This is a genomic window from Clostridium sp. AM25-23AC, assembly GCF_003435125.1.
In the GTDB taxonomy this organism is placed as follows: Bacteria; Bacillota; Clostridia; order Lachnospirales; family Lachnospiraceae; genus Pilosibacter; species Pilosibacter fragilis.
Genome location: NZ_QWGI01000002.1, coordinates 139,430 through 160,064 on the forward strand (window position 1 = coordinate 139,430; position 20,635 = coordinate 160,064).

A 20,635-nucleotide genomic window follows, 5' to 3' on the forward strand; every position below is an offset into this window, starting at 1 on the left:
GGGAGGGAAATTCAAAAATGGCTGATTATACAAAGTATACAAAGCAGGAAATGCAGGCTTATGCCATCGCAAAAAATATTAAAGAAAACCAGATCGTTATCGTTGGTACTGGTCTTCCGTTAATCGGTGCTTCCCTTGCGAAGCGTGTGGTTTGCCCGAGCTGCCACCCGATCGTAGAGAGCGGACTTATGGACTGCTCACCGGTAGAGGTACCGCGTTCCGTAGGTGATAACCGTTTCATGGCTCACTGTGCAGTACAGTGGCCGAACGTTCGTTTCGTAGGCTTCGAGGCGAATGAGTGGCTTCATGACGCTGACCGTATGATCGCTTTCATCGGCGGCGCTCAGATCGACCCGTATGGTAACGTAAACTCCACATGTATCTTCGGTAAAGGCGACTATGTTCAGCCGACAACACGTTTCACAGGTTCCGGCGGAGCTAACGGTATCGCTACATTCTGTAACACAATCATCATGATGCAGCACCAGAAGAGAAGATTCATGGAGCATGTTGACTACATCACAAGCTGTGGCTGGATGGACGGCCCTGGCGGACGTGAGAGAGCAGGTCTTCCGGGCAACCGTGGACCGCAGATGGTAGTTACAGATCTTGGTATCATGAAGTTCGACGAAGAGACCAAGAGAATGTACCTTGCTTACTACTATCCATTCTCCTCTCCGGAAATGGTTCAGGAGAACACAGGTTTCGAGATCGATACCACAAGAGCTCAGCTTATGGAAGGTCCGGATCCGGAGATCATCCGCGTAATTCGTGAAGAGATCGACCCAGGTCAGGCATTCATCAAAGTTCCGAAGGAAACAAAGTAATCGAAACTGATTTAAAGTAAAATCATAAATGCCGCGGTCAGCGGCTGGCAAAATCCGCTGACCGCAGCGATCGCGTATATAAGGAGGAAGAACATGGGCTACTTTTCCATGCCGAAATATTTCCAGAACATGCCTACCGTTGGTAAGGCATTAGTTAATCCGAATGCGGAAAACGAGACAGAGATCAAAGAGATCGAGAAGCAGATCCACGACAAAGTTACTGAGATCCTTGCTGCTGGTATCACAACAGAAGAGAAGTTAAACGAGCGTGGTCAGTTATCCGCAATGCAGCGTATCAACGCTCTTGTAGATGAAGGAACCTTCTGCCCGTTAAACAGCCTTTTCAACCCGAACGACAATAAGATGGGTTCCACAAACATCATCAACGGTCTCGGATGTGTAAACGGCAAATGGGTTTACATCATCGCTTCTGATAACAAGAAGATGGCTGGTACATGGGAACCGGGACAGGCAGAGAACCTGATCCGCTGCTCCGATGCTGCTAAGATGTTAAATCTTCCGTTAATCTACTTATTAAACTGCGCAGGCGTAGACTTCCCGTATCAGGATCAGGTTTACCCGAACAGACGCGGCGGCGGTACTCCGTTCTTCCGTAACGCAGAGTTAAACCAGTTAGGCATTCCGGTAATCGTAGGTATCTACGGTACAAACCCGGCCGGCGGCGGATACCACAGCATTTCCCCGACAATCCTGATCGCACACAGCCAGGCTAACATGGCAGTCGGCGGTGCTGGCATTCTTTCCGGTATGAACCCGAAGGGATATATTGACGAGGAAGCTGCTGAGCAGATCGTTGCTGCCCAGATCGAGAACAGCAAGAAGCACGTTCCGGCTCCGGGCTCCGTTCCGATCCACTATGACGAGACAGGATTCTTCCGTGAGGTTTACGAGAACGACTACGGCGTAATCGAGGGCATCAAGAAGTACATCAGCTACCTTCCGGCATACAACCTCGAGTTCTTCCGTGTTGATGATCCACAGAGACCGTGTCTTCCGGCAGAAGATCTTTACAGCATCATCCCGATGAACGGAAAACGTCCGTATGACATTTACGACGTAATCGGCCGTCTCTTCGATGGTTCTCAGTTATATGAGTACAAGAAGGGCTATGGTCCGGAGATGGTAACAGGTCTTGCAAAGGTTAACGGACTTTTAGTTGGTGTGATCGCAAATACTCAGGGTCTTCTTATGAATTATCCGGAGTACAAGCAGAACTCCGTTGGTATCGGCGGAAAGCTGTACCGTCAGGGTCTCATCAAGATGAACGAGTTCGTAACCTTATGTGCCCGTGACCGTATTCCGCTGATCTGGTTACAGGATACAACAGGTATCGATGTAGGCGACGAAGCAGAGAAGGCTGAATTACTTGGTTTAGGTCAGTCCCTGATCTACTCCATCGAGAACTCCAAGCTTCCGTCTCTCGAAATTACTCTTCGTAAAGCAAGCGCTGCTGCTCACTATGTACTTGGTGGACCGCAGGGTAACAATACAAACGTATACTCCCTTGGTACAGCTGCATGTGAGTACTATGTAATGCCGGGTGAAACCGCTGCAAACGCTATGTACTCCAGAAAGCTTGTTAAGGCAAGCAAGGCAGGAGAGGATCTTGCTCCGATCATCAAGAAGATGAACGATATGATCCAGCTGTATCATGATAAGTCCCGTCCGGCATACTGCGCTAAGGTTGGTATGGTAGATGAGATCGTTGACATGACAGATATCCGTCCGTACATTCAGGCATTTACAGAGGCTGCTTACCAGAATCCGAAGTCTATCTGCCCGATGCACCAGATGGTAACACCGCGTGCAATTCGCGAGTGGAATGACGCTCACAAGGCTTGATTTTGACTGAAGGATAGAGTAAAATGATATGTATCCAGGCCGGGGGAGTCTTTCTCTGGCCTGGATATACTGGTATAACAAAGCCAGTTTCATTTTACATTTTCAGTATACCCGGAGGTTATTATGAGTGCAATTTACACCCTGGGAATTGACGTTGGATCCACGGCTTCCAAATGCATTATGCTTAAGGATGGCCAGGAGATCGTAGCGAAATCCCTGATCGATGTAGGTGCAGGTACCAGCGGCCCCCAGCGCGCGATCGACGCAGTGCTGGAAAACGCAGGCATGAAAAAAGAGGATGTGGCTTTTACCCTGGCAACAGGTTATGGCCGTAATTCCTTAATGAATTTTGCAGACAAACAGATGAGTGAGTTATCCTGCCACGCAAGGGGAGCTTACTTCCTGTTCCCTGACGTTCATACCGTCATTGATATCGGCGGTCAGGACGTTAAGGTCCTTCATATTGATAACGGTGCAATGACCAATTTCCAGATGAACGATAAGTGTGCTGCCGGAACCGGAAGATTTCTGGATGTTATGGCAGGCGTTCTTGAGGTTAAGGTCCAGGATCTGGGACATCTTGATTCCCTGTCCAAGAAGAGAGTGGAGATCAGCTCCACATGTACCGTGTTTGCGGAGAGTGAGGTTATCAGCCAGCTGTCGATGGGAACCGATAAGTGCGATATTATCGCCGGTATCCACCGCTCCGTGGCTCACCGTGTCACTGGACTCGCCCATAGGATCGGAGTTGTTCCGGCACTCGTTATGACTGGCGGAGTTGCTCAGAACGAGGGTGTAGTCAAGGCTCTTCAGAATGAGCTTGGTTGTGAGATCCACAGATCTCCTCTGACACAGTATAACGGTGCGCTTGGTGCAGCTTTATATGCATATCAGGCAGCAAGCCGCCGCGCATAATCATTATTAGTTTATGCAGATCTATGGCTGTAAATAACATAAGCAGCCATGTTTGATAAGAAATGGAGGATATTTATTATGGCAAAGCAGGTTAGCCCTGGTGTTCTTGCGCTGCGTAAAGTCGTAGATGACGTTCATAAAGACGCGCGCGAAGCCAAAAAGAGAGGCGAGTTAGTTGGTTGGTCTTCTTCCAAATTCCCGTGCGAGCTCGCAGCAGCATTTGATTTAAACGTTATGTACCCGGAGAACCAGGCAGCTGGTATCGCAGCAAACCGTTACGGTGAGCTTATGTGTCAGGCAGCTGAGGATCTTGGTTACGACAACGATATCTGCGGATACGCACGTATCAGCCTTGCTTACGCAGCCGGTGTCCGTGTAGCGCGTAAGTTTGACCCGGAGACAGGTGAGTACATCATCGACCCGAGCACAGGTAAGCCGTTAAAGGACGCAGACGGAAACGTAGTGATCGATGAGGCAACAGGCAAGCCGAAAAAAGATCCGAAGACTCAGACTCCGTATCTTGAGCTTGTAAACCTTCTTGAGCTTGAAAAGCTTCCGGATGGACCGGATAAAGAGCGCCGTATTGCAGCGATCTCCCCGATCCGTCAGATGCAGATCCCGCAGCCGGATTTCGTTCTCTGCTGCAACAACATCTGTAACTGTATGACAAAGTGGTATGAGAACATCGCCCGTATGTGCAATGTTCCGCTTATCATGATCGATATCCCGTACAACAACACTGTAGAAGTTGCTGATCAGAATGTTCGCTATGTTCGTGGACAGTTTGATAAGGCAATCAAACAGTTAGAGGAACTCACAGGCAAGAAGTTCGACGAGAAGAAGTTCGAGCATGCATGTGAGAACGCAAACCGTACAGCAAAGGCATGGTTAAAAGTCTGTGATTACTTACAGTATAAACCGGCTCCGTACAGTGGTTTCGACCTGTTCAACCATATGGCTGACGTTGTAACCGCACGTGCAAGAGTTGAGGCTGCTGCGGCATTTGAGCAGTTAGCAAAAGACCTTGACGAGACGATCGCTAAGGGCGAGACAACAACTCCGTTCCCGGAGAAATACCGTGTAATGTTCGAGGGTATTCCGTGCTGGCCGAAGCTTCCGGCACTGTTCAAACCGTTAAAGGCTAACGGCGTCAACGTAACAGCAGTTGTATACGCACCGGCATTCGGTTTCGTATATAATGGTCTGGATGAGATGGCACGTGCTTACTACAAAGCACCGAACTCTGTATGTATCGAGCAGGGTGTTGCATGGCGTGAAGGCATCTGCCGTGACAACAAGGTAGATGGCGTTCTCGTTCACTACAACAGAAGCTGTAAGCCGTGGTCCGGTTACATGGCAGAGATGCAGCGCCGCTTCACAAAGGATCTTGGTATTCCGTGCGCAGGATTCGATGGTGACCAGGCTGACCCGCGTAACTTCAATGCCGCTCAGTACGAGACTAGAGTACAGGGTCTTGTTGAGGCTATGGAAGCAAACATCCAGGCAAAGGAGGCTAAATAGACCATGAGTATCAACGCATTATTAGACGAATTTAAGGTAAAAGCTGCAACTCCGAAACAGCAGCTTGCTGAATATAAAGCACAGGGCAAGAAGGTCATCGGCGTTCTCCCGTACTACGCTCCGGAAGAGCTTGTATATGCTGCAGGCATGGTTCCGATGGGAATCTGGGGCTCCAACAACAAGACGATCAGCCGTGCAAAAGAGTACTGTGCAACCTTCTACTGCACAATCGCTCAGCTCGCACTTGAGATGCTCCTTGACGGAACAATGGATCAGTTAGACGGAATCATCACACCAACAATCTGTGATACATTACGTCCGATGAGCCAGAACTTCCGTGTTGCTATGGGCGACAAGATGAAAGTTATCTTCCTTGCTCATCCGCAGAACCGTTTCGAAGAGTTCGGACTTAAGTTCTGTGAGGAGGAGTACGCAAACGTTAAGGCTGATCTCGAGGAAGTATGTGGCCACGAGATCACCAACGATGCGATCCTTGACGCAATTAAGGTTTACAACAAGAGCCGTGCAGCCCGCCGTGAGTTCGTAAAACTCGCTAACGAGCACTGCGACGTTGTAACTCCTACAAAGCGTTCCGCAGTATTAAAGGCATTCTTCTTCATGGAGAAACCGGAATACACAGCGAAACTTGAAGAGTTGAATAAAGAGCTTGCAGCTCTTCCGGTATGTGACTGGAAGGGAACAAAGGTTGTTACATCCGGTATCATCGTTGACAACCCGAAGCTTCTTGAGATCTTCGAGAACAACAACATCGCGATCGCAGCTGATGATGTTGCTCATGAGAGCCGTTCCTTCCGTACAGACGTTCCGGAGGACGAGCAGGATGCTCTCAGAGCTCTTGCAAAACAGTTTGCAAACATGGATTATGATATCCTTCTTTACGATCCGCAGTCTTCCAAGAACCGTCGTGGTGAGTTCGTAGCTGACATGGTTAAGAAGAGCGGCGCTCAGGGTCTTGTACTCTTCATGCAGCAGTTCTGTGATCCGGAGGAGATGGAGTATCCGTACCTCAAGAAAGCTCTCGACAACGCAGGTATCCCGCACATCAAGCTTGGTGTTGACCAGCAGATGAGAGACTTCGGACAGGCTGCAACTGCTATCGAGGCATTTGCGGATGTTCTTGAGATGAGAAAGTAAATAAAACTTTGAATTGCACTGACCTGGTGATAGAATTGTGTTGAAAGCTTGCTTTCATAAGCAATTCTATTGCCGGGGCAGTATAAGGACGAGGTCCGAAGCTTCTTGGACGCCGTAAGGCGGACAAGAAGATAATTCATAATGAGAAGGGGCAGGCGTTCCTGTTTCTTAGTGTTCACGCGGAGTCAGGCGAAAAACCGCCGTACCGAACATGATTTCCTTTCGGGGAGATCGTGGAGGTGCGGCGGTTTTTTTATTATATAAAAGTTATGGTTTCTTCAGGGAAAATATGTTAGAATAGACTGAAAAGAGAGACGAAACAGAATGAGATTATAGGAAAAGAGTTATCGATAGAAATTCAATCTGATCGGAATCAAAGGGGGGATTTCGGGGAGTGAAGGGAAAGAGAAACGTATGGGCGTTGTTCCTTGGAATTGCAGTTGCAGCGATGAGTGCGGCGGGCTGTGGCGCAGGGGAGAGCAGCGGACAGGGACCGGAGAAGGTGAGTGAGGAGAAGAGGCTTACGGTGTATACTTCCCACAAGCAGGAGGTCTATGCGCCGATCATAAAGGAGTTTGAGGAGCGGACCGGAATCTGGGTAGAAGTGGTTCCCGGAGGAACAACGGAGCTTCTGGAGCGGATCCGGGAAGAGGGGGAAAAGGGATCCTGTGACGTGATGTTCGGCGGAGGTGTGGAGAGCTATGAGGTCTTTAAGGACTGCTTCGTGTCATACGAGAGCACCCAGAGCGATCATATCGAGAGTATATACCGGACTGAGGATCATGTCTGGACTCCGTTTACGGAGCTTCCCATTGTTCTGATCTACAACAATAAGCTGGTGGACGCGGCTTCCGCCCCGCGGGGATTTGAGGATCTGTTTGACGGGAACTGGGACGGAAAGGTGTCCTTTGCGGATCCGGGAAGATCCGGCAGCAGCTGCACGATGTTGGAGACGATGATCCAGGTCCTGCCGATGCGTGAAAACGAGGTCCTGGAACAGTTTGCCAGAGTGCTCGGCCGCCGGATGGCGGCAGGATCTGGCGCCGTGCTCGATGAGGTGTCAGAGGGAACATATCTGGTTGGTCTGACTTTGGAGGAAACTGCGAAAAAGTATATCGACCGCGGCGCGGCGATCTCGATCGTCTATCCACGGGAGGGAACCAGCGCGGTGGCAGACGGATGCGCGGTGATCAGGGGGACAGAGCATGAAGAAAACGCGAAGCTTTTTGTGGATTTTATCGTGAGTCCTGATGTCCAGAGACTGGCTGTCGAGAAGCTTTACAGACGGACGGTCCGCGATGATATTACCCCGGATCAGAAGGAAGAGGGATCGATCATGGACTTCGATCTTGGATGGGCAGTAAAAAACCAGAAATCCATTTTGGAAAGATGGGCGGCGCTCATGGCAGGAAACGGAGGTGGATCATGAAGAACTTTATCCAGAGATCCTTCCGGCGGGAGCTTCTTGTGAGCTTTCTCGCGGTGTCTGTTCTTCCATTGATCGTGTGCTGCGTGTTTCTGATTCAGATGTTTAAGGTGAAGGTCGGAAGAGATTTTGAAAAAAAAATATGGAGCTTGCCGGTGCGGTAGAACAGCAGCTGATGACGCTGTTCGATGCTTATCATGACGCGGCGAAGAAACTGTGTACGGATCCGCTGGTTGCCGAGGCACTGGAAAAGGAGAGCTTTGGAAAGAAGAATGAAGTGTACCGAAGTCTGTACGGAGCGACCGCTGCATGCCGTGAGATGGCGGGATTTCATCTCTACAATGCGGACGGCTCCTGCCTGTACTCTACGGGAAACCGTACTTACGGACAGACGCTGCCGGTATACTGGGGGATCCTGAGAGAGGCTCATGCCCACCCGAATGATCTGATCATCCGGAGTGATCTGGAGATTGGCGGTGATGAGGTCCTGCGGTTTGCCAGAGCGGTGACCGGAAATTCGGAGGAATGTTCTGGATATTTTGTGGTCACAATGACGGCGGAGCATTTCGCGAAGGCGCTCTCCGGCACATACAGTGGCCAGGACGGAATCTGTATTCTCAATGGATTTCTGGAGACCGTGTACAGTGTAGGCACGGCATCGGGGGAGACGGTCGGAGATGTTCTGAGAAGCCGTTTTCTACAGGGAGAATCTCTGACGGAGGTTTGGAACAACAATAGTATTTACGTTTCAAAGCTGGGTAACACAGGACTTTACAGTGTCCTGATCCGTCCTCATGTTTTTACGAGTGATACCACGAGATCCATGTATACAGTTCTTCTTTTCATGGCCGCGGGAAGCTTTCTTTTAAGTGTTGGTGTCGCGATCGGGATCAGCTCCTTTCTTTCCAAGCCGATCCATGTACTTCATGATGCCATGGATGAGGTTCAGGAGGGAAATCTGGATACCCATGTGGACATGGAACGTCAGGACGAGTTTGGGGAGCTGGCAGAAAATTTTAATATCATGACAAAGAGGATCTCATCCTACATGGAGGAGCGTGTGCGGCGTGAAAAGGAGTTGAACGAGACCCAGATCGCCATGATGCAGTCCCAGTTAAACCCGCATTTTCTCTACAATACCCTTGATACGATGAAGTGGGTGGCGAAGGCGAACCATATTCCGGAGATCGCGACGCTGGCGGCAAAGCTTGCGAAGATCTTAAGGACCAGTATTTCAAGCGCCCAGTTTATCACGCTGCAGGAAGAGATGACACTGGTGGAAAGTTATGCAAAGATCCAGAAGATCCGGTTTAACGGAAAGTTTGATTTCCGCTATGAGATCGCTCCTGAGACGGAGGAGATCCTGGTTCCAAAGCTCATCGTTCAGCCCATCGTGGAAAATGCGGTGATCCATGGGCTGGCGGATGCGGATGAGGGGCATATTTTTGTCAGGGCATATCTGGAAAGGAAGGAGCTTGTGATCGAGGTTTCAGATGACGGATGCGGGATCAGCGATGAAGTGATCCGACGGCTCGGAAACCGGGACAAGGAACAGAAGAATGGCCACATCGGCTTTTACAATGTGGATACGATCATCCGGCTTCATTATGGAAAAGACTACGGTCTCAGGGCAGAGCGGCTGCCTGCCGGTGGAACAAAGGTAACGATAAGAATACCGGTGAATGGCTCCGGACAGCCTGCGCCCAGTATGGAGAACAGATCCTGATGACCGATGGGGAATGGAAAAAGGGAAGGGGGGAGCTGTTATGATCAAGGTGATCGTTGTAGATGATGAGCGGTTCGTCCGGATGGGCATTGTCGGTGAGACGGACTGGGCCTCGCTGGGTTGCGAGGTCGTCGGTGAGGCGGAAAACGGGTTGGACGCGCTGGAGCTGGTCCATGAAAAGAATCCGGAGCTGATGATCTGTGATATCCGGATGCCTAAGATGAACGGTCTTGAGATGTTAAAGAAGCTTCGGGAAGAGAAAAATCCGGTACAGGTGATCTTTCTGACCGCGTACAGCGAGTTTTCCTACGCCAGAGAGGCGTTGAAGCTTTATGCATTTGATTATCTGCTAAAGCCGTTCGAGGACGGGGAGCTGGAGAGCGCGATCCTCAGGGCAAAAGAGCGGATCGAGACGGATCGGGAGAAGAGAAGAGATACCGGTCTGAGCAGATCTGTCCCGGATAAGGCACCGGTAAAGGAGCAATATCCGGGAGCTTTGGAAGGTGACGGACCAGAGATCAATGCCGCGGTGATCCGGCTCTGTCTGCCATTCGATGAAAATACCGCGGGCCTTACCGGATATGTCCGGGACGCGGTGCTTTACATGGCATCTCATTACGGGGAAAGTGCGATCAATGTGGCGAAGATTGCAGGTGCGGTGGGGATCAGCGAAGGCCACCTGAGCCACTGTTTCAAGAAAGAGACGGGATATACGGTGATGGGGTGGCTCACGCGGTACCGGATGAAAAAGGCAGTGGAATTGCTTTCGGACCACCGGAACAAGGTGTACGAAGTGGCAGAAAAAGTCGGATATAAAGATATTGCGTATTTTTCTAACACATTTAAAAAAATTGCGGGTGTTGCTCCATCGGAGATACAGGAAAAATAATCTGGATCCTGAAAAAACAAGCCGTTGGAGGCCATCAATGGAAAAAGGTAAGAATTAAAATGAAAATACAGGAGGAATCAGTATGAATGTAAAGATGTTTGGGGAGATCTGCGATGCGTTTGGACCGAGCGGATTTGAGGAGGATGTAATCCGCACGGTTGCGAAGTACTGCAAAGGTCTGGAGCTGGAAAATGACGCGATGAATAACCTTTATGCGCGTATGCCCGGTGAGGATCCGGAGAAACCGGTCGTGATGCTGGATGCCCATACGGATGAGTGTGGATTTATGGTACAGAGCATCAGAGAAAACGGAAGCCTGGAGATCCTCATGCTCGGCGGCGTGATCCTTACGAACCTTCCGGCTCACACAGTGATGATCCGGACCAGAAGCGGGAAGCTTGTACGGGGAATTATTTCTTCCAAGCCGATTCATTTTATGAATGAGGCAGAGCGGGCCTCCCAGTCGTTGAGTATTGAGACGCTGATCGTGGATGTCGGCGCGGTGAGCAGGAAAGAAGTGACAGAAGTATTCGGCATTTCCATCGGAGATCCGGCAGTCCCGGAAGTTTCATTTTCCTACGATGAGGAACGTGACCTCTGCTTTGGAAAAGCGTTTGACAACCGTGCAGGATGTGCATGCATTATCGACACCATGACCCGTCTGTGCGGGGAGAAGGATCAGCTGGCGGTACGGGTGACCGGAGCGTTTGCGGCTCAGGAGGAAGTTGGAACAAGAGGTGCCACAGTCACATCCCAGATTGTCCGTCCGGACCTGGCGATTGTTTTTGAGGGATCCCCGTCGGATGATTTTTATTTCAGTGCTGCCCAGACCCAGGGGCACATGCGGGGCGGTGTCCAGATCCGCAGGATGGATAAGAGCTATATTTCGAATCCGGTGTTTATTGAGTATGCGGAGGAGCTTGCGAAGAAATTCGGAATTCCATTTCAGGAGACAGTCCGCCGCGGCGGAAGCACGAACGCGGGAAAGATCAGCCTGACAGCAAAGGCAGTTCCGGTTCTGGTTCTCGGCGTCCCGAGCCGGTATGTTCATACCCATTATAATTTCTGCGCGAAGTCCGACCTTGAAGCGGCAGCAGATCTTGCTGTGGAAGTGATCCGGGGACTTGACGCGGAAAAGATCCGCCATATCTGCAGACAGGATATTTTAAAATAAGAAGATCCCAGGGACCCGAATGCGGCAGTGTCCCTCAGGCAGGTGAAGACAGAACAACAGAAAAAAGCGTTCGGATCCATAAAGATGGATTCCGGACGCTTTTTTCGTAAAAATGAGGAACTAAATAGGAAAACTCAGAGGCGGAGATTTGTGGGGGTTATGCCTCTAATTTTTTCCCGGTGATCATCTCATATGCTTCCAGATATTTCGCGATCGTCTTATCGACGATCTCCTGCGGAAGTGTCCAGTCATTGCCCGGATGGGAAGTGAGCCAGTCGCGGGCGAACTGCTTGTCGAAGGACGGCTGACCGTGACCCGGCTCATAGCCTTTTGCCGGCCAGAAGCGGGAGCTGTCCGGTGTGAGCATCTCGTCACCGATCACGAGGTTGCCCTCCTCGTCAAGACCGAATTCGAATTTTGTATCGGCGATGATGATTCCCTTTGCGAGGGCGTACTCTGCACATTTTTTATATAAAGCGATAGTGCTGTCACGAAGAAGCTCCGCATACTCGCGGCCCTTTCCCGGAAAGTATTTCTCGAGATGGTCGATGCTCTGCTCGAAGGAAATATTCTCATCATGGTCGCCGATCTCAGCCTTTGTGGACGGAGTATAGATCGGCTCCGGGAGTTTATCGGATTCCTTTAAGCCTTCCGGAAGACGGATTCCGCAGACGGTACCGTCTTTTTTGTAGCTTGCCCAGCCGCTTCCTGTAATATATCCGCGGACGATGCACTCGATCGGCAGCATATGTAACTTGCGGCACATCATCGTCTTTCCCTCAAATTTTTTCTGCTGGAAGAACTCCGGCATATCCTTTGTATCAACGGAGATCATATGGTTCGGGAGAATATCCTTTGTCAGGTCAAACCAGAATTTGGACATCTGGGTCAGAACAGCACCTTTGGAGGTAACCTCATTGTGAAGGATCACGTCAAAACAGCTGATACGGTCAGTGGCAACCATAATAAGGCTGTCCCCGTTGTCATAAATTTCGCGTACTTTTCCTTCTTTGATCGGTTTTAATTCCTGCATGTCTACACCTCTTCATTATATTTTCTTATACAGCGTTTGTCGTATCATGAAAACGCTGAGCGAACTTACAGTAAAATTACCATTAAATGGCGGTTTCTGTCAATGTTCAATTTGCACAATATTTACATAAGAAAAAAGAAATGTTTTGGAAATGGGATCACGTAAAGAATTTTACAGGCTTTTAATAAAATATATAAAAGTTGTGCTAATATTTATAAATAAGCTACACTAATAAACGCGTGACCAGTTATAAGAAAGACATGGACGACTTTGAACTCCGGTGTCCGGAACTGACGGGATCCTGCAGATCAGCATGATGGGGAAAAATGTGTGCGGACAAATGATGCTCAAATAAATATACAGCAATATGCCGGTGCTTCCAATTCTGCCACAGAAAAATATATGTCGAAAATGCACAAAAATATCATAAATATGGAATAAAATTATACAGATTCACAGGATTCCACAAACTATCGCAGTTTTGTCCACTGTTAAAAATTTCTGCGCGCCGGTATAATAAAAGTATAAAATGAGTCGTGAGAGAAACAAGATGACCCAGTAAATGAAGGAGGAAAAGTTTTATGAGAAAACGTACTTTGTCATTGGCACTTGCAGTTTCTATGGCAGCGATGTCCCTCGCGGGATGCGGCGGTGGCGGAACGACAGCTACGACAGCAGCAGCCGGCGGTGAGACCACAGCGGCGGCAAGCGAGGCGGCAACAGAGGCTGCGTCCACAGACGATACCAATCTTTCTGATGTTGAAAAGATCATCAAGGAAGCAGAAGGAATGTCCATGGAAGAGTTGGCGAAGAAAGCCATCGAAGAGTCCAACGGAAAGACCTTCTATGGTGTTGGTAACTCCAGCCGCGGAAAGAGCGCACTGCCGTTATTCATCGAATACCTGCAGTCCATCGATCCATCCTACAAAATGGAATATGAGTGGCAGCAGCCGAAGAACAATAAGATCTTTGAGCAGCTGACCGCAGACTCCTTAAAGACAGAAGGAACCTTCGCGATGACCCTGATCCAGGATGGCAACCAGATCGAGTCAAAGATGGTTCAGCCGGGAATCTTAAAGACCTACATCCCGAAAGAGTGGGCAGAGGCAAACGGAACAACACCGGACGCATATAAAGGATTCCTTCCGTTACAGACATTAAATAAAGTATTTATGTATAACAGCACAGGAAGCGCTGAATATAAGAACTGCTGGGATTTCGTAGCAGAGGGCGTTCACCCGTTATATATGGATATCGATTCCGAGATCGTTGGAAAGAACTTCTTATACATGCTGACAGAAGATAAGTATGCAGGATGGTTAAAGGATGCTTACGATGCTCTCGATGACACAAAGAAGGCATACTTCAAACCGGTTATCGACGAGATGGCAACAGATGCTGAGGATCTTGGACTTGGCGAGAACGGCGCATATGCCCTCGCATGGATCAAGCTCTGGGTTGAGAACTACAATGAGCAGACAGATGATGGTCCGATCTGCAACACACTTGTTACGGATTCCGCAACAGATCAGGCCGGATTATTAGTTTATTCCAAACTTCGTTCCGTAGAAGAGTCCGCAGGCGTTTCCTTAAATAACATTAAGGTTGCCGCTTATCAGGACGGCTACAAAGGCATCGGTGGTTACGGTTACTGCCATTATCTCTTCGTTACAAACAACAGCCCGCTTCCGTGGACCGCATGCGCATTCATCCAGTACATGACATGTACAGAGGACGGCTTCTCCGCATGGGGCAAAGATATGGGCGGCTACTCCGCTAACCCGGAAGTTGCTGCAGCGATCGAGGAAACCTACCAGCACAGCAAGGGCGGCTACAACGAGGCCGGCGAAGACCAGTTCCCGTGCAAGGACGACCGTGGATATGACTGGTGGACAACAGACGGTGAGTTAGTTCTGGAAGATCCGGACTACTGTGCATCCGTTTCCTTTACAGTCGGTAGCTGGATCGAGCTTCTCACGAAGTACAGCGACTCTGCAAAGTAAATGAACCTGTAACTGCTCAGTGCCTTCACAGTTACATGCAAAAATCCATTCCAAATTGACTTCGTCAATGGGATTTTTGCTTACTGCGCGACGCGTTCTTACGGTCCGCGCAGTGAATGCGCAGACCTATTGAACAGTTGCATGAAACAAGATAGTTCGAGGGTGCCGTACATGTGTGCGGCGCCCTCATGTTACATATGGCATCTGCCGTGAGAGAAAAACGGCATCCATGTTTTAAATGAAAGGAGCGGACAATTCTGTGAACAGATACAATCGTGTAAAAACATATTTTTCAAAACCGCAGAACATCATCCTTCTCCTGTTCGGCATCGTACTGACGTTCTCCACTGTTGCGCCGATCATCGCCATCGTAAAAGATACGATCACGATCCATCCGGGAACCATTGACGCCCATCTCGCCGGAAAGGCGTCCGGTTACACGCTGATTAACTATGTGGACCTCTTTACAAGCCGTCTGGCGAAGACAAACCTCTGGAAGCCGTTGTGGAATACGATCCTCTTAGCAGTCTTTACCTGTACGATCTCTATCCTCTACGGCGGAACCTTCGCATTTCTGGTAACAAGAACGAACCTGAAATTCAAAAAGTATTTAAGCTCCATCTTTATTTTCCCGTACATCATGCCGCAGTGGACGTTAGCGGTTGTATGGCAGAACGTATTTAACAGCAACGCAGTCGTTGGTACATCCAACGGACTCCTTGCATCCCTTACCGGCATCTGCATGCCGAAATGGTGGTGTCTGGGATTATTTCCGAGCTCTGTGGTTCTGGGACTTCACTACGCGCCATTCGCTTACATCCTGATCGGCGGAATTTTCCGGAATATGGACGCAAATCTGGAAGAAGCGGCGACGATCCTCGATACACCGAAATGGAAGACGATGTTTCGCATTACGCTTCCGATGGTAAAACCGGCGATCCTCTCGACGATCCTTCTCGTATTCGGAAGCGCCATGGGAAGCTACCCGGTACCGCATTACCTTGGACTTACCACACTTTCCACGAAGTACATTTCCTTAAACTCCAAGTACACCGGTGAGGCGAGTATTTTAGCCATCATCATGATGATCTTCGGTGTGGCGATCCTCACGATGAACCAGGTGAGCTTAAAGAGCCGGAAGAACTATACGACCGTCACCGGCAAATCCGGTCAGTTATCGAAGATGAACCTTGGAAAAGTCGGAAAATACGCGATTGCAGTTGTGATGATCATTCTGACCTTCTTCACAAGTATCTTCCCGATCTTTTCCTTCGCCCTTGAGACGTTCCTCCCGAACCCGGGCGACTATAGCTTCCTCTACACGAAAGACTTAAGCAACCTGACCACGAAATGGTGGATCACGAAAGAGAATATCACCGAGAACGGTATGTACGGACAGCACGGTATCCTCTATAACAGTACGATCTGGCACGCGTTTGCCGGTACACTTTTAGTTGCTGTCTGCTGTGCGCTGATCGCAGGTACCATCGGTACCCTGATCGGATACGCGGTTGCGAAGAACCGCAGAAGCCGCTGGGCAAGCTATGTAAACGGCGTGGCCTTCCTTCCGTATCTGATGCCCTCCATCGCTGTCGGTGCTGCATTCTTCATCCTGTTCTCCAACGAGAAGATCAACCTCTTCAATACATATACGCTGCTGATCATCGCAGGTACGATCAAGTACATTCCGTTTGCGAGCCGGAGTGCGTTAAACTCCATGCTGCAGATCAGCAATGAGATCGAGGAAGCGGCGATCATACAGGACATTCCATGGACGAAGAGAATGTTCCGGATCATTATCCCGATCCAGAAATCCGCGATCATCAGTGGATACATGCTTCCGTTTATGACATGTCTCCGTGAACTGTCACTGTTCCTGCTCTTATGTACGCAGGGCTTCATCCTCTCGACGACGCTGGACTATTTCGATGAAATGGGTCTGTACGCGTTCTCGAGCGCGATCAACCTGATCCTGATCGTTACCATCCTGATCTTCAATACGTTAGTCAATAAGCTGACAGGTGCAAGCCTTGACGATGGAATAGGAGGAAATTAATATGCCGGAAATCACATTGAGAAATATAACAAAACGCTGGGGAAAATTCTTCGGAGTCGATCATCTGGACCTCGACATCGCGGATAACTCCTTCATCACACTGCTCGGACCGTCCGGATGCGGAAAAACAACGATCCTCCGCATGATCGCGGGGCTCGAGACACCGACGACTGGTCAGATCAAGATCGGAGATAAGGTTGTGTTTGACAGTGAGGCGGGAATCAACATTCCGGCCAATAAGCGTAAGGTCGGATTCCTGTTCCAGAACTACGCGCTGTGGCCGAACATGACCGTTTACCAGAATATTTCTTTTGGTTTAAGCAATATCAAGGAAGAACTTCCGAAATACGATTTTGATGCCATGACGACGGGGGAGCTGATCCGGGCGCTGAAGAGCGGAAAGAAGATCAAAGAGTTAGTGGAAGAGTGCCGCGATAAGAGAGGTAAGCTCGACACGGATAAAGTCTATCTGAAATTTATCGACGCATTCATCCTCTCTATTTATACCGCGAAGATCCTCTACGGATACGGGATTCAGGACGCGGCAGATCCGGACACAGCCGCAAAGGCGAAGGCGGAGGAGCTGATAAAGAAGCTTGACGGGATCAAAAAATCCTACGAGTCAAAGGGGCAGTCCTTAAATGAGGAGTATGCCGTTGTGTCCGGTGGAAAAGTTCTGACAGAAGACAGAAAACTCACGAAGGAAGAGATCGATAAATCCGTCCGCAGAGTTTCCAGGATCGTCAAGATCGGCATGTTCATGAACCGTTACCCGGCAGAGCTCTCCGGCGGTCAGCAGCAGCGTGTTGCCATCGCGAGAACCTTGGCACCGGAACCGGCAGTTCTCTTCATGGATGAGCCGCTGTCAAACCTTGATGCGAAGCTCCGTCTCGAGATGAGATATGAGCTGCAGAGACTTCATGTTGAGACGGGAAGTACCTTTGTGTATGTCACCCATGACCAGATGGAGGCCATGACACTGGCGACAAAGATCTGTCTGATCAACAATGGTGTGCTTCAGCAGTATGATGCCCCGCTTGATGTATATAACAGGCCGGCAAACCTTTTCGTAGCGGACTTCGTCGGAAATCCGTCCATCAACTTTGTGGAGGCGAAGGGAAAAGAACAGGCTGATGGAAGTTTCAGATTTAAGATTCTGGATGATCTCGAAGCGACATTCCGACCGAACGAGCCTATCGATATGGCGGCATGGTTCGCAAAGAGGGATAAAGACGCGGCTGATCTGGAAGCTCAGAGGATTGAGATGCTAAAGGATAAGAAGGCCGTTGAGAAGAGCAACAAGGACGAGGTATTTAAGTACCATATCGCGAAGGTTGACGAGTCTGACTATGCGGTGGAGGAAGAGCCGGAGATCACCAACGAGGACTTCGTCCTGGCGATCCGTCCGGAGGCGCTGAAACTCTCAAAGGACGGATCCATCGCATCCACGATCTACGGTGCGATGCCGACCGGCATGGAATCAACCGTGAAGCTCAGGATCGGAAAGTACCTGCTGACAGGCGTTATCTTCGGCGGTGTTACTTTTAAACTTGGCGAAGAGACAGGTGTTGATATCGCGGGAACGGACATTCTTCTGTTTGACAGAAAGTCTGGAAAGGCGATCACGGCGGGTAGTCTTGCGGTGAAAGGCTGAGAAGCAGTAAAGGATAAAAGTTAGGATAAAAGGTAACTGTTCAGTAGGTCTGCGCACTTGCTGCGCTGACCGTAAGAAAACATAGGCTGGAGGGCAAAAATCCCATCAGCGAAGCTGATCTGGAATGGATTTTTGCGTGTAACTATGAAGGTACTGAATAGTTACGATAAAAGGATGGATAAAGGCGGTGGAGCTGCGAATGGGCGGCTTTGCCGCCTTTTTCTCTATATAGTAATGTTGCAGAACAGGAGAAAATCTGGTAAGCTTTAGGGAGAAAAAACAAAAGGGAAAATGGTGGAATTTAAAGGAATTCTGCTTATGGGAGTGTATGATGAGAAGAAAAATAGCGGTAATTTGCGGAGCGGTCCTGTTGGCGGTCGTTCTGCTTGGCGGATGCAGCAGTGTGGCATCGGGGACCGTGCGGACGACGGCTGCGGTTGAGGTAAGTCAGGAGACGAAAACGGCTGAGCCTGCGGAGAATAGTGATACTACACAGGAGATCGTGGACAGCAAAACAGGCGGTGAAAAACCTCATGTTGTCCTGCAGCAGAATGAGACGGAATCTTCCGAGGCGGAGACGGGATCCGCGGATCCTTACGCGGACCTCTTAAAGGACCCGGAAGTCATGGCGGCGAACAAGATCTACGTGAAAGAGACAGCGGAGACGGGAAAAACGCGGATCATCTTTGCGGGAGATATCCTGTTCGACTCCCATTACGCGATCATGGCATCCCTCTTAAAGAGGGGGCAGGGGATCGAGGGTGGAATTTCCGCGGATCTCTTATCCATCATGCGGAGCGCCGATATCTTTATGGTAAACAACGAATTTCCGTATACGACGGGCGGAGCGCCCACGGCGGGAAAGAAATTTACGTTCCGTGCGGATCCGAAGTACGCGTCCTGGCTCTTTGACATGGGAGCGGATCTCGTGTCCCTGGCGAACAACCACGCCTATGATTACGGCGAAGTGTCCCTGACAGACACCCTGGACACCCTGGAAGCCATCGGAATGCCCTATGTGGGAGCGGGACGAAACCTGGATGAAGCGGTGAAACCGGTATCCTTTATCGCAAACGGAAGGAAGATCACCTTCGTCTCCGCAACCCAGATCGAGCGGACACTTCCGCCGGACACCAAAGGGGCAACGGAGACAACTCCGGGGGTATTCCGGTGTCTGGAGATCAATAAACTTCTGGAGGTGATCTCCGCGGCGAAGGCGGACAGCGATTTTGTCATTGTATACATCCACTGGGGGACGGAAGGAACTGATAAGCTGGATCACTGGCAGCAGGAGCAGGCGCCCCAGATCGCGGCGGCAGGAGCGGACCTGATCATCGGGGACCATCCCCATGTGCTGCAGCCCATTGGCTACCAGGGAGATGTCCCGGTGGTGTACAGTCTCGGGAACTATCTCTTCAACTCAAAGACGCTCGATTCCTGCCTCGTGGAGGCGGTGATCGGAGATGAGGGGTTGGAATCCCTGCGGTTTATTCCGGCGAAGCAGTCGAATTGCCGCGTGGCGAAGGCGGAAGGAGCGGAGAAGGAGCGGATCATCAATTACATGAGAAGCATCTCTCCGGAGGCGGTGATCGATGATGAGGGGTATATTACGAAGCAGAATGCCCAGTAATGGTACAGAACACGTACCGGACCTGTCACATTTAATATTTCCAATGCACAAAAAATTTTCCTGTTTACAGAAAAAATATCCTATGTTATAATGTGCATTAGACGTTTTCTGTACCAGTCTGCCCTTTTGAAAATGGATGGTGCGGAAAAGAAATAGAAACAGTATACGAAAAGGATGGAACTGATATGGCAACATTACTTGAAACATGGAGAAGCCTCGCTTACGGCGATGGTCTCGATGATAAAAAGAAAGAAGAACTCTGGACAAACTATTTTACGATCGAAAAAGGCATCTACGAGAAGATCCTTTCCAACCCGACAGAAGTTGTTGAGGGAACTGTAAAAGAACTTGCTGAGAAGTATGGCACAGAAGTTCTCGTTATGACTGGTTTCCTTGATGGAATCAATGAGAGCTTAAAGGGATATGAGAACCCGATCGACACAATGGCAGAGGATACCGTTGTTAAGATTGAGATCGATCCGGAAAAGCTTTACTACAATATGGTAGAAGCTAAGGCTTCCTGGCTCTATGAGCTTCCGCAGTGGTCTGAGATCCTTTCCGCTGAGACAAGAACCGAGCTTTACAAGAAGCAGAAAGCTTCCGGAACCGTACGCCGCGAAGGCCACAAGATCTACCCGAACGATCCGTGTCCGTGCGGAAGCGGAAAGAAGTACAAAAAGTGCTGCGGCCGCAACGCATAAGATGAAACGTAAGCCATTACCTATTGCGGGTAGTGGCTTTTTCATTATTGTACGCGGACTGA

Annotated in this window: 16 protein-coding genes; 15 read left to right on the forward strand and 1 reads right to left on the reverse strand. The window is 49.7% G+C overall.

The features are described 5' to 3' along the window. The first annotated feature begins 17 nt into the window (after nucleotides 1-17). From gctB to DW677_RS01910, 10 genes are all read left to right on the forward strand, one after another. On the forward strand, nucleotides 18-827 hold the full coding sequence (gene gctB / locus DW677_RS01870; protein ID WP_021904092.1) for a glutaconate CoA-transferase subunit B: 810 nt from the start codon (nucleotides 18-20) through the stop codon (nucleotides 825-827). 93 nt (nucleotides 828-920) lie between these two features. Next, nucleotides 921-2,690: a carboxyl transferase domain-containing protein gene (locus tag DW677_RS01875; protein WP_117469416.1), complete on the forward strand. Its 1,770-nt coding sequence runs from the start codon at nucleotides 921-923 to the stop codon at nucleotides 2,688-2,690. Nucleotides 2,691-2,813: 123 nt separating this feature from the next. Then, complete coding sequence (gene hgdC, locus DW677_RS01880) at nucleotides 2,814-3,605, forward strand: (R)-2-hydroxyglutaryl-CoA dehydratase activase HgdC (protein ID WP_021904090.1); 792 nt, start codon at nucleotides 2,814-2,816, stop codon at nucleotides 3,603-3,605. Between the two features lie 78 nt (nucleotides 3,606-3,683). Further along, on the forward strand, nucleotides 3,684-5,126 hold the full coding sequence (hgdA, locus tag DW677_RS01885) for a (R)-2-hydroxyglutaryl-CoA dehydratase subunit alpha (RefSeq protein WP_015554211.1): 1,443 nt from the start codon (nucleotides 3,684-3,686) through the stop codon (nucleotides 5,124-5,126). Between the two features lie 3 nt (nucleotides 5,127-5,129). Next, nucleotides 5,130-6,281: a (R)-2-hydroxyglutaryl-CoA dehydratase subunit beta gene (gene hgdB, locus DW677_RS01890; RefSeq protein WP_021904088.1), complete on the forward strand. Its 1,152-nt coding sequence runs from the start codon at nucleotides 5,130-5,132 to the stop codon at nucleotides 6,279-6,281. Nucleotides 6,282-6,675: 394 nt separating this feature from the next. Further along, nucleotides 6,676-7,710, forward strand: coding sequence for an ABC transporter substrate-binding protein (locus DW677_RS01895; protein ID WP_117566389.1), 1,035 nt, complete (start codon nucleotides 6,676-6,678; stop codon nucleotides 7,708-7,710). Continuing rightward, entirely contained in the window at nucleotides 7,707-7,871 is a 165-nt protein-coding gene (locus DW677_RS18625; RefSeq protein ID WP_242992092.1) for a hypothetical protein, read from the forward strand. The genes DW677_RS01895 and DW677_RS18625 overlap by 4 nt, the downstream gene beginning before the upstream one ends. Further along, complete coding sequence (locus DW677_RS01900) at nucleotides 7,850-9,433, forward strand: sensor histidine kinase (RefSeq protein ID WP_242992093.1); 1,584 nt, start codon at nucleotides 7,850-7,852, stop codon at nucleotides 9,431-9,433. Before DW677_RS18625 ends, DW677_RS01900 begins: the two co-directional genes overlap by 22 nt. Nucleotides 9,434-9,473: 40 nt before the next feature. Further along, nucleotides 9,474-10,322 carry a response regulator gene (locus DW677_RS01905; RefSeq protein WP_117566390.1) on the forward strand — a complete coding sequence of 283 codons (849 nt, stop codon included), beginning with the start codon at nucleotides 9,474-9,476 and terminating at the stop codon, nucleotides 10,320-10,322. Nucleotides 10,323-10,404: 82 nt separating this feature from the next. Continuing rightward, nucleotides 10,405-11,496 carry a M20/M25/M40 family metallo-hydrolase gene (locus DW677_RS01910; RefSeq protein ID WP_117469422.1) on the forward strand — a complete coding sequence of 364 codons (1,092 nt, stop codon included), beginning with the start codon at nucleotides 10,405-10,407 and terminating at the stop codon, nucleotides 11,494-11,496. A gap of 157 nt (nucleotides 11,497-11,653) precedes the next feature. On the opposite strand, the gene DW677_RS01915 is transcribed toward DW677_RS01910, so the two are convergent. Beyond that, nucleotides 11,654-12,529, reverse strand: a complete 876-nt coding sequence (locus tag DW677_RS01915; protein WP_015554215.1) for a phosphoribosylaminoimidazolesuccinocarboxamide synthase — start codon at nucleotides 12,527-12,529, stop codon at nucleotides 11,654-11,656. A gap of 581 nt (nucleotides 12,530-13,110) precedes the next feature. Between DW677_RS01915 and DW677_RS01920 the strand changes: the two genes are divergently transcribed. From DW677_RS01920 to DW677_RS01940, 5 genes are all read left to right on the forward strand, one after another. Further along, on the forward strand, nucleotides 13,111-14,532 hold the full coding sequence (locus tag DW677_RS01920) for a hypothetical protein (RefSeq protein ID WP_117469424.1): 1,422 nt from the start codon (nucleotides 13,111-13,113) through the stop codon (nucleotides 14,530-14,532). Between the two features lie 238 nt (nucleotides 14,533-14,770). Then, nucleotides 14,771-16,588 carry an iron ABC transporter permease gene (locus tag DW677_RS01925; protein WP_117469425.1) on the forward strand — a complete coding sequence of 606 codons (1,818 nt, stop codon included), beginning with the start codon at nucleotides 14,771-14,773 and terminating at the stop codon, nucleotides 16,586-16,588. A gap of 1 nt (nucleotide 16,589) precedes the next feature. After that, nucleotides 16,590-18,242 (forward strand): ABC transporter ATP-binding protein, encoded by a 1,653-nt coding sequence (locus tag DW677_RS01930; RefSeq protein ID WP_117566391.1) that lies wholly within the window; start codon nucleotides 16,590-16,592, stop codon nucleotides 18,240-18,242. A gap of 328 nt (nucleotides 18,243-18,570) precedes the next feature. After that, a complete protein-coding gene (locus DW677_RS01935) occupies nucleotides 18,571-19,872 on the forward strand; it encodes a CapA family protein (protein ID WP_242992094.1) in 1,302 nt (433 codons plus the stop codon). A gap of 185 nt (nucleotides 19,873-20,057) precedes the next feature. Then, a complete protein-coding gene (locus tag DW677_RS01940; RefSeq protein ID WP_117469428.1) occupies nucleotides 20,058-20,573 on the forward strand; it encodes an SEC-C metal-binding domain-containing protein in 516 nt (171 codons plus the stop codon). Nucleotides 20,574-20,635 lie beyond the last annotated feature (62 nt).

Excerpts from the sequence above, each read along its gene's own strand:
- gctB (WP_021904092.1), top strand. The coding sequence starts at position 18 with ATGGCTGATTATACAAAGTATACAAAGCAGGAAATGCAGGCTTATGCC.
- DW677_RS01875 (WP_117469416.1), top strand. The coding sequence starts at position 921 with ATGGGCTACTTTTCCATGCCGAAATATTTCCAGAACATGCCTACCGTT.
- hgdC (WP_021904090.1), top strand. The coding sequence starts at position 2,814 with ATGAGTGCAATTTACACCCTGGGAATTGACGTTGGATCCACGGCTTCC.
- hgdA (WP_015554211.1), top strand. The coding sequence starts at position 3,684 with ATGGCAAAGCAGGTTAGCCCTGGTGTTCTTGCGCTGCGTAAAGTCGTA.
- hgdB (WP_021904088.1), top strand. The coding sequence starts at position 5,130 with ATGAGTATCAACGCATTATTAGACGAATTTAAGGTAAAAGCTGCAACT.
- DW677_RS18625 (WP_242992092.1), top strand. The coding sequence starts at position 7,707 with ATGAAGAACTTTATCCAGAGATCCTTCCGGCGGGAGCTTCTTGTGAGC.
- DW677_RS01900 (WP_242992093.1), top strand. The coding sequence starts at position 7,850 with ATGGAGCTTGCCGGTGCGGTAGAACAGCAGCTGATGACGCTGTTCGAT.
- DW677_RS01905 (WP_117566390.1), top strand. The coding sequence starts at position 9,474 with ATGATCAAGGTGATCGTTGTAGATGATGAGCGGTTCGTCCGGATGGGC.
- DW677_RS01910 (WP_117469422.1), top strand. The coding sequence starts at position 10,405 with ATGAATGTAAAGATGTTTGGGGAGATCTGCGATGCGTTTGGACCGAGC.
- DW677_RS01915 (WP_015554215.1), bottom strand. The coding sequence starts at position 12,529 with ATGCAGGAATTAAAACCGATCAAAGAAGGAAAAGTACGCGAAATTTAT.
- DW677_RS01920 (WP_117469424.1), top strand. The coding sequence starts at position 13,111 with ATGAGAAAACGTACTTTGTCATTGGCACTTGCAGTTTCTATGGCAGCG.
- DW677_RS01925 (WP_117469425.1), top strand. The coding sequence starts at position 14,771 with ATGAAAGGAGCGGACAATTCTGTGAACAGATACAATCGTGTAAAAACA.
- DW677_RS01930 (WP_117566391.1), top strand. The coding sequence starts at position 16,590 with ATGCCGGAAATCACATTGAGAAATATAACAAAACGCTGGGGAAAATTC.
- DW677_RS01935 (WP_242992094.1), top strand. The coding sequence starts at position 18,571 with ATGATGAGAAGAAAAATAGCGGTAATTTGCGGAGCGGTCCTGTTGGCG.
- DW677_RS01940 (WP_117469428.1), top strand. The coding sequence starts at position 20,058 with ATGGCAACATTACTTGAAACATGGAGAAGCCTCGCTTACGGCGATGGT.